The organism is Microcoleus sp. PH2017_08_TRC_O_A, from assembly GCF_020738665.1.
GTDB lineage: Bacteria > Cyanobacteriota > Cyanobacteriia > Cyanobacteriales > Microcoleaceae > Microcoleus.
Window position 1 is genome coordinate 1 of the sequence record NZ_JAEQCE010000095.1, and the last position, 16163, is coordinate 16163.

The 16163-nt window shown below is 47.7% G+C and carries 11 protein-coding genes; 3 read left to right on the plus strand and 8 right to left on the minus strand.

Translation table 11 applies throughout. From position 1 onward, the window contains the following. Window positions 1-797: 797 nt before the first annotated feature. Window positions 798-932, minus strand: a complete 135-nt coding sequence (locus JGK22_RS26780) for a hypothetical protein (protein ID WP_293178250.1) — start codon at window positions 930-932, stop codon at window positions 798-800. 38 nt (window positions 933-970) lie between these two features. Next, complete coding sequence (locus tag JGK22_RS26785; protein ID WP_293178253.1) at window positions 971-3142, minus strand: CBS domain-containing protein; 2172 nt, start codon at window positions 3140-3142, stop codon at window positions 971-973. 251 nt (window positions 3143-3393) lie between these two features. On the opposite strand from JGK22_RS26785, the gene JGK22_RS26790 reads away from it, so the two are divergent. Further along, window positions 3394-5955 (plus strand): PhoD-like phosphatase, encoded by a 2562-nt coding sequence (locus JGK22_RS26790; protein WP_293243522.1) that lies wholly within the window; start codon window positions 3394-3396, stop codon window positions 5953-5955. Between the two features lie 476 nt (window positions 5956-6431). On the opposite strand, the gene JGK22_RS26795 is transcribed toward JGK22_RS26790, so the two are convergent. The 4 genes from JGK22_RS26795 to purS form a co-directional block, all read right to left on the minus strand. Next, entirely contained in the window at window positions 6432-6632 is a 201-nt protein-coding gene (locus JGK22_RS26795; RefSeq protein WP_293314135.1) for a hypothetical protein, read from the minus strand. Between the two features lie 103 nt (window positions 6633-6735). Then, window positions 6736-9864, minus strand: coding sequence for a tetratricopeptide repeat protein (locus tag JGK22_RS26800; RefSeq protein WP_293314137.1), 3129 nt, complete (start codon window positions 9862-9864; stop codon window positions 6736-6738). A gap of 157 nt (window positions 9865-10021) precedes the next feature. Continuing rightward, a complete protein-coding gene (purQ, locus tag JGK22_RS26805) occupies window positions 10022-10723 on the minus strand; it encodes a phosphoribosylformylglycinamidine synthase subunit PurQ (protein WP_293217694.1) in 702 nt (233 codons plus the stop codon). A gap of 2 nt (window positions 10724-10725) precedes the next feature. Further along, on the minus strand, window positions 10726-11010 hold the full coding sequence (gene purS, locus JGK22_RS26810; RefSeq protein WP_293178270.1) for a phosphoribosylformylglycinamidine synthase subunit PurS: 285 nt from the start codon (window positions 11008-11010) through the stop codon (window positions 10726-10728). 140 nt (window positions 11011-11150) lie between these two features. On the opposite strand from purS, the gene JGK22_RS26815 reads away from it, so the two are divergent. Continuing rightward, entirely contained in the window at window positions 11151-11543 is a 393-nt protein-coding gene (locus tag JGK22_RS26815) for a Fur family transcriptional regulator (protein WP_293143880.1), read from the plus strand. Between the two features lie 171 nt (window positions 11544-11714). Here the strand turns inward: JGK22_RS26815 and JGK22_RS26820 are convergent, their stop codons facing one another. Both JGK22_RS26820 and JGK22_RS26825 read right to left on the minus strand, forming a co-directional pair. Further along, window positions 11715-12683, minus strand: a complete 969-nt coding sequence (locus JGK22_RS26820) for an SPFH domain-containing protein (RefSeq protein ID WP_293178273.1) — start codon at window positions 12681-12683, stop codon at window positions 11715-11717. A 213-nt stretch (window positions 12684-12896) separates the two neighbouring features. Then, window positions 12897-13328, minus strand: coding sequence for an NfeD family protein (locus tag JGK22_RS26825; RefSeq protein ID WP_293178279.1), 432 nt, complete (start codon window positions 13326-13328; stop codon window positions 12897-12899). Window positions 13329-13662: 334 nt separating this feature from the next. Between JGK22_RS26825 and JGK22_RS26830 the strand changes: the two genes are divergently transcribed. After that, window positions 13663-15840, plus strand: coding sequence for a protein phosphatase 2C domain-containing protein (locus tag JGK22_RS26830; protein WP_293217691.1), 2178 nt, complete (start codon window positions 13663-13665; stop codon window positions 15838-15840). Window positions 15841-16163: the final 323 nt, after the last annotated feature.

Genomic DNA, 16163 nt, shown 5'->3' on the forward strand with positions numbered 1-16163 from the left:
AATCTCCGGCGACATAGCTACAAGCTGGAAAGCACTCGTAGGTGTCGTGACCTTACTAACGTAGCCTAGTTAAAGACTTAGACTGGCTATCTCGTCCACTTTTGTCCAGTGTTTAGCGGATAGCCCCAATGCAATAACCTTTCCTCCAATGCCCTTACCGCAATCCCATTCTTGTCTAGTTTGGAGTTGCTGTGCGGAAAGCTCGTTGAAAGCATTATTAGCTAACTTACGAGGAAAAGAAAGGGGCTCTCGAAATGAAAATGCTAGTAATTCTATTTATTTTGCATCTTTGGGCATCTTAGCTGGTTTTTTGATTTACAAATCTATTTTTATAAATATTTTAGATTTTATTTAAGTTTTAGAATACTTTCTTAATAAAAAGAGGTACAAAAACAAAACAAAAATTAACTTCTCAAATAATCTCGGTCTTTGGGTTTGGGGCTAGGATGGGTGCAGTTGATGGCTTGTGGGGTAAGTGGAGGGGGAACAAAGGCGCTAGTGGATGAGGCAAAGCGGAAAGTAAGTTGGGTTAATTGGGCCTGGGATGCCAAAATTAGACGATTTTGGATTTGAGATTTGAGATTTTAGATTAGGAAAGAGTGATTTTGCTGCGGTTTTGAGTGTTGTGTAAAAAATTGTGAATTTTTAGTAATTGAGCGGCGACGGGCGAGGGCGAGAGTCTCCGAGTGGGAGATTTGGGGAGAGTGTCGGAGTTCCGAAAATCTGACAACTGTCAACTGAGGGCGGGCACAGGGGCACCGCCCCTACCGGGAGCATTTTTGCAAAAAGCATTTTTTTTACAGTGCGAGCGTCCCCGCTCGCGTATTGTAAAATACGCGAGCTCCCGACAGCACTACAAATGCAAAACTGAGATACACCGCCCCTACCAACTGCCAACTGCCAACTGCCAACTGCCAACTGCCAACTGCCAACTGTCAACTGTCCGCTGTCAACTGTCCGCTGTCAACTGTCAACTGTCCGCTGTCAACTGCCTTCTGACGATCGGAATCTCGATCGCAAACTCAGTCCCCAGTCCAACTTCCGAAACGCACTCCAGCCGCCCCCCATGCTGTTCCACAACTAAATGATAGGAAATAGACAGCCCCAGCCCAGTCCCCTTACCTACTGGTTTGGTAGTAAAAAACGGGTCAAATAGTTGCCTGCAAATCTCATCCGGTATGCCCCCGCCGTTGTCGGAAATGCGGATCGCTACAACATCGCCAGCAACAACTTCAGTGCGAATTGTAATTGCGGGAAGAGTCAATGGAGAACTAGGAATTAACGGCGGTGGATTTTTCCCATTTCCCTTTCTCCATTGGCCCTTCTGGATTGCTTCATCCAAAGCATCAATAGCATTGCCGATAATATTCATAAACACTTGATTGATCTGACCTCCACAGCACTCGACGCTGGGCAAATTGCCGTATTCCTTAATAATTTGAATACCTGGATGTCCGCCGTGAGCTTTGAGCCTGTGCTGCAAAATCAACAAAGTGCTGTCGAGTCCCTCGTGAATGTCAACGAATTTGACGCTAGTTCGATCCGATCGCGAAAAATTTCGCATTGACAGGACTATTTGGCGGATGCGATCGGTGCCAACTTGCATCGAAGACACGATCTTAGATAAGTCTTCCACCAAAAAATCGATTTCCATATCTGCTGCTGCTTCCCTAATTTCCGAGACTGGTTCGGGATAGTGCTGCTGGTAAAGTTCTAATAGTTGAATTAATTCTTTGATGTAATGACTCGTGTGGGAAAGATTGCCGTAGATGAAATTAACCGGATTGTTAATTTCGTGGGCGATACCGGCAATCATTTGTCCCAAAGAAGACATTTTTTCGGTGTGGACTAATTGAGTTTGAGTTTGCTGCAATTTCCGCACTGTTTGCTCTAATTGCTCTGCTTGATTTTTCAAGCAGGTTTGCTTTTTCCGCAGCACTTCTTCTACTCGCTGGCGCTTGATAATATCCCGTCTTAATAATTTATTTGATTCTAAAAGTTGGGCGGTGCGCTCTTCAACTTGTTTTTTTAAGTCTTCGTGAGCTTGGTGCAGGGCTTCTTGGGCGCGCTGCCGCTCTAAAATTTCTTGCTGTAAAAGTTCGTTGGTTTTCTGCAATTGGGCGGCTCTATCGTCTACTGCTTGCTGCAAAAGCTCGATCGTCCCGTACATCTCAGATTGGTTAAAAACTTGCGGCAAACTTGTCAGAGAAACAACACCCAAAAGCTCTCCGTGACTGCCAACTACTACCAAACGGCAGACGCAATGGCGCTGCATTTCCTGGTGGGCGCGGAAGAGGGAATCGGTGGCAGATATGGAAAATAAAGGCGCACTCATGGCATCAGCCGCTGAGATTTCCGAGAGGTTTAATTCGAGGGCGTGAAACTGCACGATGTCGCGCTCGGTGACAATGCCGATCGGGATTTGATACTTTTCTATTGGTACGATCCGCTGTGGATGCTGAATTTGGTCTTCGACAATGACGACGCAATGGGATCGATTTTTGACCATGAGCTGGGCTAATTCGAGGGCTGAGGCAGTCTTTGGGGCACAAATGACTTCTTTTGTCATGACATCTCCCGCACAGCGCAAATTTGCTAGCAAGTTCACTGGTTGTAGGGCTTCGTGAATGGCTTCGCGGGTGATGATTCCGACAAGTCGCGAGTCCTCATCGACTACGGGTAAGTGCCGGATGGAGTGCTGGCGCAAGGTGAATATAGCGGTGAAAATATCTTGAGACTCGGATTGTTTGAGGGTAATGGGCGAGTGAGTCATTACCTCAGCAATTGTCAGTCCGATCGCACAATTTACCAGAGTAGTTAACTTAACGATATCCCGTTCTGTAAAAATGCCGATCGGGCGATCGTCCTCCACGACTATGACACAACTGCGCTTGGCCGTGTTCTTAAGACTCTTTTGTTTTTCGCTACAAAGCTGACAGGAGACGCGCATCGGGTTCATGAGAGCCAAGACTTCGGCGATCGGTGTTTCTGGAGCCACTGTCAGGGGATGGCGATCGATCGATCGATCTAAAGGTGATAGATCGATCGGTGCGCTGTTGGGTTCTACAGGGGATGCTGGTGGTTTAATTGCGAGCTGGGGGACTGAATCTAAAAAATGTTGTAAATCTTGTTCTTGTAGCATAGTGATTATTAATTTTCCTTAATGAATTGTTACAATTTGGCGGACATGAGTTGACAGACTTAGCATTAATTAAGTGGAAGAAGGAACCGAAAAACGGATACCGTGCCACGTAGTCCTATAGTGGTGAGCTCCAAATTTCAGATCCTAGTTCAAGCTTCCAGATTGATATATGGAGTAAATCTCAAATCTCAAATCGGCTGACAGATACTTTGCCAAAAACCCGTTATTTAATTTTTATTTGTTTAATTCCTATGTCGTGGACACCATTAAATCATCGAATTCATCATTTGCCGCTGATTCTTGCAGGCCCGATTTTGCGCCGAATTGAAACTGGGGGCGTAACTGTTTGGCTGGCTTTGAAAGCACCCCGTCAAGTCAAACTCAAGGTTTATGCGACTGAGGGCGGCACTGGTGAAATTGTCGGTACGCCCTTGCTGCAAGGTGCTAGCTCTACTGTGCGGCTTGGCAAATACCTGCACGTAGCGGCCGTGACTGCTAAACCAATCGACAGAGATATCTTGACATACGGGCAAATTTATGCTTATGACATTGAGTTTGCGGGGAGTCAGGAGTCGCCGTCGGTGGGAGTCCCAGAAAATGAGCAGGAAAATCTCCTTTCTTGTTTGTGGCCGACTGCTGCTGATTTGTCAGTTTTGGGGCCGCAGACGATCGGTTATTTCGCTCACGGGTTGCCGACTTTTGCCCTGCCACCAAGGGATTTAAACTATTTGCGTATAGTGCACGGTTCTTGTCGCAAGCCCCACGGAGACGGCAGAGATGCGCTGCCAATCTTGGATAATTCGATCGAACAGTTTGCAGGTATGGCAAATTTCCGCCCCCACCAACTGTTTTTAACGGGTGACCAAATTTACGGCGATGACGTTGCCGATGCGATGCTGTGGGCCTTGACTGATGCTGGCGATACACTGTTGGGCTGGGAAGAGAATCTGCCCCTGATGAATGATGCCCAAATAAAAAAGAATTTGTGTACCAGTATACCTAAGAAATCGGAAAAGAAAAATGTAATTCGCCAAGAGAGGGAAATTTTTAGAGAATCGCCAATTCAGAAAGCGTCTGATGCTGAGTCTGAATACAAAAAACCAATTGAGTTGCAGCCGGGGACTCGCAGCGATATTGCTAGAGATTTTGGCGGTTTTACGGCGATGTTGGTGAATAAACCGGATAAGGCTAAAAGTCACTTGTTTGGTTTGGGCGAATATTGCGCGATGTATTTGTTAGTTTGGTCTCCTGTGCTTTGGTGCGATAGTTTTCCGAAGGGTAACGATATTTGTCAAGATTCTAAGCAAGCAAAAGTCTGGGATAGAGAAGTTGTAGAACTTGACGGTTTTTGTCGCAATTTGTGGCGAGTGAGGCGGGCGCTGGCTAATATTTCTACTTATATGATTTGCGATGACCATGATGTTAGCGATGATTGCTTTTTGAATCGAGAGTGGTGTTACCGGGTGTTGGGGAAGCCGCTGGGCCGCCGGGTGGTGCAGAATGCTTTGCTGGCTTATGCTGTGTTTCAGAGTTGGGGAAATACGCCCGCACAGTTCGAGTATGGAAGAGTAGGAGATAAGTTATTAAAAGCTGCTAAAAAGTGGTCGGATTCGGCGGGGACTGATGTTGGTGTTTGGGAGGATGCTGCTGGGTATTTGGGGATTCCGGCGGTTGATATTGAAACTGGTTTGCCGAAGTTTAAGTTAGATGAAGATGTTTTGATTTTGGATCGAGATGATGAGGTTTTGAATTGGCATTTTACCGTGAGAAGTTTTAAGCATGAGGTGATTGTGCTGGATACGCGGACTTGGCGGGGCTATCCGCCCGAAAGTGCGATCGCCCCGCCGATGCTTTTGACTCACAAAGGTTTTGATGAGCAAATTCAGCAGCCTTTGCGGGAGACTGAGTTGCTGAATAAATCTGGGGAATTTGCGATCGAGGCGACGCTGGTTGTGGTGCCGACTAATTTGGTGGGTTTATGGATTATTGATGCGGTGCAAAGGCGGGATGTGGAACAGGGAAAGGTTTTTAATACCGATGCGGGGGATGCTTGGAATTTTCATGAGTTGGCTTTTGTGAAGCTGTTGTCGGAGTTTTTTAAGCAGCGCGATCGGGTGATTGTTTTGACGGGGGATATCCACTATGCTGGTGCTGTGCGGTTGAGTTATTGGTCGGATTGTCATTTTGGCGATTCTCGCTCTGAGATTGAGCGTTTACCGTCTGTATCTGGGGTGAATGGAGAGTTGAAAATTGCGAGTCAAAGATTGTCTGTTTTGGCGCAGTTAACGGCTAGTGCTTTTATTAATGAGGAGTGGACAACTCATGTAATTCATACTAAGATTAAGTCGTTGTTTCCTGAGCGATCGCACGAACGTTTGGGATGGAATGAGCCGCTGGAGTTGGTGAAGATTCCGAGGCGTGGCAGGAAGAAGGCTGTGGCTGCTGTTGTGAGGGATAGGCAATCTTTGCCTGATTGGGGTTATCGAGTTGACTGGATGAAGCGGCAAAGATCTCGGGTGTTTTTGCAGCATGAAGATGGTAATTCGTCAAGTATATTACCTAAAAATAAACTGTTGTTACTGTTGCGTCGTTTGTGGAATTTGATAGCGCTGTTGTGGCGGAATCGGTGGCTGCAAGAGGGTGATGAGATTGTGGGTTATGGCAATATTGCGATCGTCAGTTTTGAGTGGCCTGCTGAGGGTGATGGGGAGAAGGCGGTGATTCAAAGTGTTTATTGGCGGCCGCTGTGGGCACCGGATAGTGTGGTTTACAGTCAGTATTTTGTGCCGTTGGGATTGGATGGGGATGATTAGTTTCTAATCTGTCCGAAGAGAGGAACGAAGCAATCCCAGAAACCCGGCGGTTGGAAACCCGGCGGTTGGAAACCGCGGCTACACAGACAAAACCCGCCTCCGCGGGTTGAAGAGTCGTAGCGTAGCGGGGCGTAAGCCATCGCCCGTTTCCCCAAAAGTCGTAGCGTAGCGGGGCGTAGCGGGGCGTAAGCCATCGCACATTTCCCCCAAAATTAATCAAATTATTCGTAGGGGCTCTCGCATTTGGGCGACAATTCAGAACAAAAAACCCAAGATTTCATACCCAAATGCTTCGCCCTGCCCCCACCAAAGGATCTCGATCGCGATCGGGCTATTTGTCAAAACGAAATATGCGGTGACATCGCGCATCAAGCAAAATATTTGGTAATTATGACTTGTCTGTGGGGGGAGGGTGAAGCATTCGGGTATTAGATGGTAGGTTGGGAATCAACAATTTTCGCCCGAATGCTTCACCCCTACAAATTGATTGGTATCAAGTCGATCGCCCGATCGCACATTTCCCCAAAAGTCGTAGCGTAGCGGGGCGTAAGCCATCGCCCATCAATCCAAAAATGCGATCGCCCATCAATCCAAAAATGCGAAAATCCCAAAAACCCCGGCGGTTGGAAACCGCTGCTACACAGACAAAACCCGCCTCCGCGGGTTGAAGATTTCACCCGATAATTTTCGAGCTCCGAATACCCTCTTCGTCGGCGTCCGGCGGACATCGTTTGTGTAGAGGCGGTTTCCAACCGCCGGGTTTCCAACCGCCGAGGATTTCTAACCACCCAACAACAACTCCTGAAACCGCACATCACCCCTAATCCCATCAAAATCCGCATCTGTTTTCGCTAACTCTCGATATCTTTCCGGTTGCAATTCAATCGCACGCCACAAATTTTCCAGCGCTAACTCCACCTGATTCTGCAAGGCAAAATAGCAAGCTTTGTTATAATAAACGCCAGCATAATTTGGATCTAGTTCTAAAGCTTTATCCCAATCAGCCATTGCTTCGTCATCACGACCTAATGTTAGTAAAGCGTAAGCTCGATTATCCAATATCCCAGCATCGTCAGGGTGCAATTCTAAAGCGCGATCGTAACTGGATATTGCCTCTTCCGCACGTCCGAATTTTTGCATAACAACCAACCCGCGCCAATCCCATATACAATATTGATTTGGATCGATTTTAATCGCTAAATCAATACAGCAAATAGCTTGCTCGTATCGTTCCAACTTGAATAGCACCTTGGCTTGTTTAGTCCAACTATCGCAGTCATCCGGCTGAATGTTAATGGCAAAACCCCAGCTTTCGCCCGCCGTTTCTTGACTGCCGCACTTCATCAGTGCAAAGCCCAGACAAAACCAAAAATAGCGATTTTTCCCTGCTATTTCTCTTGCTTTGTCGAGACTGACAACAGCTTCTGCATAACGCTCCAACTCATACAAAACCTTGCCTTGTTCCCACCAAACAATCAACGCATCCGGCCTTATTTCTACAACTTCCGTGAATTTTGCTAGGGCTGCTTCATATGGCCCTTGTTTCGCCAGTACCAAGCCACTATAAAATAAAGAAATGAGATTATTTAGCCCAGCAGCATCACCCAAATCGCGCATTCCCTCCAATCGCAGAAAATGCACCCTGCCCGACGTATCGCTCGCTACAACACTCACCCCATCAGGCAAAATTGCACAGCAATTGAAGCCACCATCTCCGCTGAAACTAGCAACCTCTTCACCGCTAAACAGATCCCAGACTTTCAGGGTGCGATCGTCTGAACCAGAAACTGCTATTTTGCTGTTAGGGGCGATCGCCACTGCTGTTACCGAGTCAGTATGACCGGTTAGGGTTAATAGTTCGGTGCCTGTCTCGGTGTCCCAGATTTTGAGGGTGTTATCATCTGATGCGGAAATCGCGGTTTTGCCGTCGGGTGCGATCGCCACTGCATTTACAGAACTAGTATGACCGATGAGAGTTTTCAGTTCCTTGCCACTCTTTGTGTCCCAGATTCTCAGGGCGTTACCCCTGTTCGCAAAAATCGCTGTCCTGCCGTTGGGTGCGATCGCTATTGTGAGTACCGCGAAACTATGAATGGTGAGAGTTTTCAGTTCCCTGCCGCTGTCTGTGTCCCAGATTTTCAGGGTCTTATCGTCTGAAGCAGAAATCGCTGTTTTGCCATCAGGTGCGATCGCCACTGCTGTTACCCTTTCAGTATGACCGATGAGAGTTTTCAGTTTCCGCCCGCTGTCTGTATCCCAGATTTTCAGGGTGTTATCACTTGAAGCAGAAATCGCTATTTTTTCGCTGGTTGCGATCGCCACTGTATATTCCCAGAAACTATGAATGGTGAGAGTTTTAAGTTCCGCACCGCTGTCTGTATCCCAGATTTTCAAGGTATCATCCCTTGAAGCGAAAATCGCTGTTTTGCCGTTGAGTGCGATCGCCAGTGCATTTACCCTATAAGTATGACCCGTGAGGGTTTTAAGTTCCGCACCGCTGTCTGTGTTCCAGATTTTCAGGGTCTTATCGTCTGAAGCGGAAATCGCTGTTTTGCCGTCGGGTGCGATCGCCACTGCATTTACGTCGTCAGTATGACCGGTGAGAGTTCTCAGTTCCCTGCCGCTGTCTGTGTTCCAGATTTTCAGGGTCTTATCGTCTGAGGCGGAAATCGCTGTTTTGCCGTCGGGTGCGATCGCCACTGCATTTACATAGCTGGTATGACCGGTGAGAGTTTTCAGTTTCCGCCCGCTGTCTGTGTTCCAGATTTTCAGGGTGTTATCACTTGAAGCGGAAATCGCTGTCTTACCGTCGGGTGCGATCGCCACTGCCCTTACCCAGCTAGTACCAAGATATTTCTGTTTCCGCCCGCTGTCTGTGTCCCAGATTTTCAAGTCATCATCTTGTGAACCGGAAATCGCTGTTTTGCCGTCAGGTGCGATCGCCACTGCGTATACACGGCTACTATGACAGATGAGAGTTTTCAGTTCCCGCCCGCTGTCTGTGTCCCAGATTTTCATGGTTTTATCACTTGAAGCGGAAATAGCTCTCTTACCGTCGGGTGCAATTGCCACTGCATTTACCTCGTCAGTATGACCGGTGAGAGTTCTCAGTTCCCTGCCACTGTCTGTGTCCCAGATTTTTAGGGTTTTATCACTTGAAGCGGAAATCGCTGTCTTGCCGTCAGGTGCGATCGCTACTGCCTGTACCCAGTGAGTATGACCGGTGAGAGTTTTCAGTTCCCTGCCGGTGTCTGTATCCCAGATTTTCATGGTTTTATATGAAGCGGAAATCGCTGTCTTGCCGTCAGGCGCGATCGCCACTGCCTTTACCTGGCTAGTATGACCTACAAGTGTCCGCAATGCCCCTTCCTTTGCCCGTTCTAAATTAGCCTTTAAAGGCCGCAGCCAAGGACGATTTTTCGATTGCTTTGCTTGTTCTAGCATCGCTTTAATTTCATCAGATACTGAGATTTTTTCCGTCAGTTTTTTGACAGGTTTACGGGGAGAAAATCTAGAAATCAATGGTAAATACTCCCAAAAATACTTAGATTTATCTATAACCCTAGTTATTTCATAAGGTAGCAATCTCCCTAAAAATTGCCCTGCCAATTGAGTTTTATCCCTTTCCAAAACGTGCGCCGACTTGCGAATTGCCCCTTGAATCAATTTCAGCGTTTTCGTTTGCGCCGGCGACAACAACACATCAGAAATTGTCGCTAAATCGTAATCCTCAATTAGCGGCTGCACCCCTAATAATTCCAACTTCGCCTCAATGAAATCGAAATCCGTTAAAAGCTGATGAAGCTTTTCCCCTTGAACACTCTGGGCCAAATGCCCCGGCAGAGTTTCCAAAGTATAAAGTCGCTTTTGTGGCGACATTTTCCCCAACCGTTTTTTAAACTTATTCATCGCTATAATTCTATTCTTGGGGCTGGCAATATGCCCACACCACAATAAATTTAATGTATTGTAGAACAGGCATTTGTATGGTGCGTCGCTGGGATAAAATCAAGTTGATTTGTAGATTATCCATCGCGACGCACCCTACGTATCTGAGTTATGGCAACTACAAAACAGCAGCAACAGTTGCCATCAACAACCCTTGAAACAATTTCACTCCATCAGTTTCGCCCAACATTGGATCGGATGCCCGTTCAGGATGCGGCATCATTCCTAACACATTGCCCTGGCGATTACAAATGCCTGCGATATTATTTAACGAACCATTCGGATTACCAGCAGCGCTAATTTCTCCGGCACTTGTACAGTAACGAAACAACACTTGATCGTGTTCTTCCAACTCTGCCAAAGTATCCGGATCGGCATAATAGTTTCCTTCACCGTGGGCGATCGGCAAATCGATGATTTCACCGGAAGTATAAGCCGAAGTCCACGGCGTATTACCGCGTTCGACTTTCAACGAAGCGCGATCGCAAATAAAATGCAATCCCGCATTCCGCACCAGCGCCCCCGGTAATAAACCAGCTTCAGTCAACACCTGAAAACCATTGCAGATGCCGAGTACAAGCTTTCCTTGTTTCGCGTGTTCGGCAGTCGCTTGCATCGCCGGAGAAAAACGGGCGATCGCGCCGCACCGCAAATAATCTCCATAACTGAAACCACCGGGAACTACAATGATGTCAATATCCGAAATATCGGTATCTTCGTGCCAAATCATCCGCGTCGGTTGGTGCAGCAACCCTTGAGTTACCCACACCACATCGCGATCGCAATTTGAACCCGGAAAAACAATAACTCCAAATTTCATTTTTATACCCCTGCTGTCTCGACAGCAACAGGAATTTCAGTCAACTCAACGCGATAGTTTTCAATCACTGGATTGGCCAAAAGTTGGTCGCAAACGCGATCGAGTTGTTCGCGCGCCTCCGACTCATCCGCAGCAGTCAGCGTCAATTCAACGTACTTCCCGATCCGCACGCGCTCAACATTGTCGTATCCCATGTGTTGCAAACCAGACTGTACGGCAGTACCGGCCGGGTCTAAAACCGAAGGGCGGAGGGTAACATAGATTTGGGCAAAATATTTTTGAGTCACAGCAATGTGTAGGTGATGCGAAATTTACGGCCACCTCATTCTACAACGCGGGCGGGAAGCCGATCGCCCTTTGCTGCCCCGAATTAAGCTAGCCTAGAAACAGCGATAGATTTGATTCCAGCCGATTAGACAAAAAAATTATGAGAACCAACCGCACCCGCAGTCAGGAGCGTATTTTACACTTGCTCAAGCACTTGAATCGATCGCTCTCAGCGCAAGATATCTACCTAGAACTGCGTAACAGCGACCACAGCATGGGCTTAGCAACAGTTTACCGCTCCCTCGACGGTTTAAAGCGGGAGGGCTTCGTGCAAGTCAGAACGCTTGCTAGTGGCGAATCTCTCTACGGTGCCGCCCACCAAGACCAACATCACCTTACTTGTCTCGAATGCGGTGCGTCTATTACGATCGACGAATGCCCCGTACACCACCTAGAAAGCCAATTACAACAATCTCATTCTTTCAAAATTTATTATCATACTTTGGAATTTTTTGGATTGTGCGATCGATGTACTCTCGCTCAAGAATCTTAGGGAAGAAGGAAGAAGGAAGAAGGAAGAAGGAAGAAGGAAGAAGATACTTACTCGGCGATTGAAATCGCTGCTATAAAGACGAAACCCGCCTCCGCGGGTTGAATTAATTCTTAGTCCGCGGAGGCGGACATCGTTTGTGTAGAAGCGATTTCAATCGCCGTCTCTTTCTTTCTATTTTTTCACCTCATTACTATTACCTTCCCCAACAATCGATCGCAATCCTTCCATCGTAGCCGGGATACTGCGCGGATCCATAAACATCACCTTGCTGCTATCGCTGCTGCCAATTTTTAATCCCATATCCAGATAGTTTTGAGCTAACAAAAACTGTAAAGCTTCGCGGGACTTGGGGTCATTTTGTAGAGTTTTACCGATAATTTGTAAAGCCTCAGAAGTAGCTTGAGCTTTCAAAACCTGACTTTGGCGTTCTGCTTGCGCTCTCAGCACGATCGCCTTTTGTTGAGCTTCCGCCTCCAAAATAGTCGCTTTTTGCCGCGCTTCCGCATCCAAAACCTGCGCTTCGGCTTTACCTTTGGCGCTGTTAACTGCTGACTCGCGTTCGCCCTCGGATGTCAGAATTGCCGCTCGTTTTCGGCGATCGGCTGCCATCTGCAATTCCATCGATTCCTGTACAGTTTTAGAAGGGATAATATCGCGCAATTCCACCCGCGTTACTTTCACTCCCCAAGGATCGGTCACAATATCTAAATCTCTGAGCAAGATTTCATTAATTTGAGAACGGGCTGTAAACGTTTGTTCGAGGTCGAGTTGACCCATTTCGGCGCGAATTTGAGTCAGCACCATATTCACCATTGCTGACTGAAGATTTTCGACTTTGTAACAGGCTTTTTCCAAGTCCACAATCCGCCAGTAAACTACAGCATCTACAGTGAAGGAAACGTTGTCGCGCGTAATACAAGCTTGCGGCGGAATGTCTAAGACTTTTTCCCTAATTGTTTGTTCGTAAACGACGCGATCGAGAAACGGTGTGACAAAATTCAAACCAGGTTCGAGTTTCTTGCCGCTGTATTTTCCTAAAGTTTCCACCAGCGCTTCATTTCCCTGATTGATAATCTTGACGGAACCTGCGATCGCTGAGCCGCCCAGTGCTAAAAATACGAGTAAAAACAATTGTTCCACGGTCGCCTCCTATAAATCTTGACTGTTAAATATTGACTGTTGGTTATTTGTTATTGGTTATTTGTTATTGGTTATTTGTTAGTGCCAATTCCCAATGCCCAATGCCCAATTCCCAATTCCCAATGCCCAATGCCCAATGCCCAATGCCCAATGCCCAATGCCCAATGCCCTATGCCCAACTACCAATTTCTAATTCCCAATTCCACATTTTGTTTAAGAATGCAGCAAATGTTCTGGTAAAACTATCAGAGTAGTGCCTTTCCTGCCGACGACTATCACGTTTTGGTTGGGGGGGATAGCGGTAGAAGTGTCTTCGCAGCGAGCTTGCCAAGAATTCCCCTCATAAATCACTCGCCCCGATTCTCCTGGGAGAATTTCTGTTAAAGTTTTAGCTTCGTCAGAATCTGCGATCGCCCATGCCTTGCCTTTTGGTATCAATCGCCGGGACAGCAGCACAAAAACTGTCGAAAATACCATCCACAGGAATATTTGTAAATTAACGTAAGGTAAAACTAGAGAGCATCCAGCGACGGCGAAGGCACTCAGTCCCAGGATAAAAGCAACAAAAGCAGTGGGGAGAAATAGCTCTGCCAAACAGAGCAAAGCCCCAACTAGCAACCAAAGGAGCGTGGGAGTCCAGAACATAAAAAGAATTGGTGATACTATGAAATATCTTAGATTTGAAATTTGAGATTTAAGAATTGCCAACGACTGACTCTGCAAGGCTTTATGACTTGCTAGCCCGATCGCGATTGTTCACATCGCGGTACCAGGTTGAGGCTTCCATTGTACTCAAAGTCAGATTTTAGTAACTTAAATTACAATTTTAGCCGGTGTCCACCGGCAGCAACTACAATTTCTCGTGCCCCAAAGGCAGTTAAGAAATTGATAGGGGCTAAAATCAGTTTATTCTCAAGTTCCTGAATTTGAGCGTGGCAATCATATATCTTCAGAATGTTTTTACACAAACTATTTCGATATGATCAGTAGTTTCTCCGAACCGATTTATTGCCCGAATCTGAGCTGTTCCGATCCCGGCAATAGCTTTGGCAGCCAGAAGTGTGCAGCTTGCGAAACCGATTTAATTTATCGCTATTTGTGGGCGGTGGGCCCCACAGTCGAGGAAGTGCCGGCGGGTAAGATAATCGCCGATCGATATTTTGTCATTGCACCCCAAATCTGGCTCGACAGCCGTCCGTCTATTCCTCCTAGCGTCCCCGAACAACTGCCGGATAGAATTATGCCTTACCTGCATTTGTATCCCCAGCGGCTGCATACGCCCGAAGTATACGGCTTTTGTTCGCTCGGGGAAGCAGCAGAAGCCACAGAGGTGCTGTTGTTGGAAAATGTGCCGGTCAATAATTTCGGTAGCCTGTATCCTTCTATTCTACAAGCTTGGGCTCAGACAAGTGCCACGCGCCAAGTTTACTGGCTGTGGCAAATGCTCCAACTGTGGGCGCCGCTTTCCGAACAAGGAGTCGCTGCGAGTTTGCTGGTACCGGAAAATTTGCGCGTGGAAGGTTGGCGGGTGCGTCTGGTGGAACTGCATCGAGGTAATTTTGTACCGACGCTGAAGGATTTGGGAGATGTGTGGTCTGGTTTGGTGGACTCGGCGCAGCCTGAGGTACAGTCGAAACTCGGAGAGATTTGTCTGTTTATGCGCCGCAGCAGCATGAACTTAGATGCGATCGCCCTGGAACTTAACGATTTACTATTAGAACAAGCTGCTAAATTGCCCCTGCATTTAGAAGTAGTCGGCATCACCGATACCGGGCCGCACCGCTCCCAAAATGAAGATAGTTGCTATCCGACTGCTGCTGATTTTCAATCGATAAAAAGTGCCGGAAATGACAAACTAATTCCTTACTTGACAATGGTTTGCGACGGGGTTGGAGGCCACGAAGGAGGAGAAGTTGCCAGTCAGTTAGCCGTGCAATCGCTGAAAGCTTTAATCCAAAATTTGCTCGCCGAAATCGCCGAACAAGAAGAGTTGATGGCGCCAGCAATGGTCATCAAACAACTCGAAGAAATAGTGAAAGTTGTGAATAATGTGATTTCCGCTCAAAATAACGAGCAAGGAAAAGAGTTGCGGGAGCGCATGGGAACCACTTTGGTGATGGCCCTCCAGTTGCCTCAAAAAGTGAAAGTTTCTCAGGATGTACCCGCGAATAACAGTCACGAACTTTATTTGGTCAATGTTGGAGACAGCCGCGCCTATTGGATTGGCAACAATTACTGTCAGCGGCTAACTGTGGACGACGATGTAGCGTCTAGGGAAGTGCACCTAGGACACAGTTTATACTGGGAGACTCAATTGCGATCGGATGCCGGAGCCCTCACTCAAGCTTTGGGGACGCGGGACGGCGATTTTCTGCGCCCGACGATTCAACGATTTATTGTCGAAGAGGAAGGCTTGCTGCTGCTGTGTTCCGACGGTTTGAGCGATAACGACTGGGTAGAGCAATCTTGGCAGAATTACGGCCCAGAGGTACTTGAGGGCAAAATGTCCTTGGAAGCCGCTGCTCAGTCTTGGGTTCGCCTCGCCAACGAGAAAAATGGTTACGACAACACCTCTGTAGTGGTGACTTACTGTCGGATGTCACCGGAGAGAGTCGTACTGTTCGATACGGCGTCGGCACCGTCGGCGTCGCCGTCGATATCGCTACCCATGTCACCCTCGGTGTCGCTACCCATGTCACCCTCGGTGTCAGGCTCGGTATCCCTCCAAAAAACGGGGAGGATGCCAGAATCTCAACTTTCTGAATCGTCGAAACAGTTGCTGTACCCCGAAACGGCCTCCGCCTCGGAATCAGTTGAAAAACAGAAGCCGAAGCGTTTGGGGCCGCTGCTGGGACTGTTGGTGCTGATGCTAGTCTTCGCGGGCTTAGGTTTGTGGGTGCGGAGCCTCCAAAACCAGAACCCCGATCCCGAACAACTGCCGCCACCGCCGGAAACTACCGCCCCAACTCCTGCGGATATTCCCTCGCCCGGTGCCGATATTCCCTCGCCCGGTGCCGAGAGTCCCTCGCCCGGTGCCGAGAGTCCCTCGCCCTCCCCAGAATCGAGTCCTGCGGAGATTCCCGCGCCGTCGCCAGAATCAACAACTCCTCCGGAAATTCCGGTGCCTTCCCCCTCGCCGGAAATTCCCCCACCTTAAAAGTTGGCTAGTTTGGGAATTTGTTGTGCATAACTACAAGAGTTTTTCTCTTGTTTTTACCTTCGGGCTAAAAGCGCGGAGGCTTTCAACTCCGATTCACTAAATCGACATCTTCGATGGATGATTTTTTGACTCTTGTTAATCGGAACTTCCCCCATAGGGAGAAGTTCCATTTAGCCTGCGAGTAACGCACCTCTGAAATAGAATGGCAATCCAATTAGTAAGGTTTTGATGGATTTGCGATCGCCAGCGTAGAAGATGTTATTGCCTGTAGTGGTGAAGTACACGGGTTCCAGTCCAATGCCCTATGCCCTATGCCCTAT

Excerpts from the sequence above, each read along its gene's own strand:
- JGK22_RS26785 (WP_293178253.1), bottom strand. The coding sequence starts at position 3,142 with ATGCTACAAGAACAAGATTTACAACATTTTTTAGATTCAGTCCCCCAG.
- JGK22_RS26790 (WP_293243522.1), top strand. The coding sequence starts at position 3,394 with ATGTCGTGGACACCATTAAATCATCGAATTCATCATTTGCCGCTGATT.
- JGK22_RS26800 (WP_293314137.1), bottom strand. The coding sequence starts at position 9,864 with ATGAATAAGTTTAAAAAACGGTTGGGGAAAATGTCGCCACAAAAGCGA.
- purQ (WP_293217694.1), bottom strand. The coding sequence starts at position 10,723 with ATGAAATTTGGAGTTATTGTTTTTCCGGGTTCAAATTGCGATCGCGAT.
- JGK22_RS26815 (WP_293143880.1), top strand. The coding sequence starts at position 11,151 with ATGAGAACCAACCGCACCCGCAGTCAGGAGCGTATTTTACACTTGCTC.
- JGK22_RS26825 (WP_293178279.1), bottom strand. The coding sequence starts at position 13,328 with ATGTTCTGGACTCCCACGCTCCTTTGGTTGCTAGTTGGGGCTTTGCTC.
- JGK22_RS26830 (WP_293217691.1), top strand. The coding sequence starts at position 13,663 with ATGATCAGTAGTTTCTCCGAACCGATTTATTGCCCGAATCTGAGCTGT.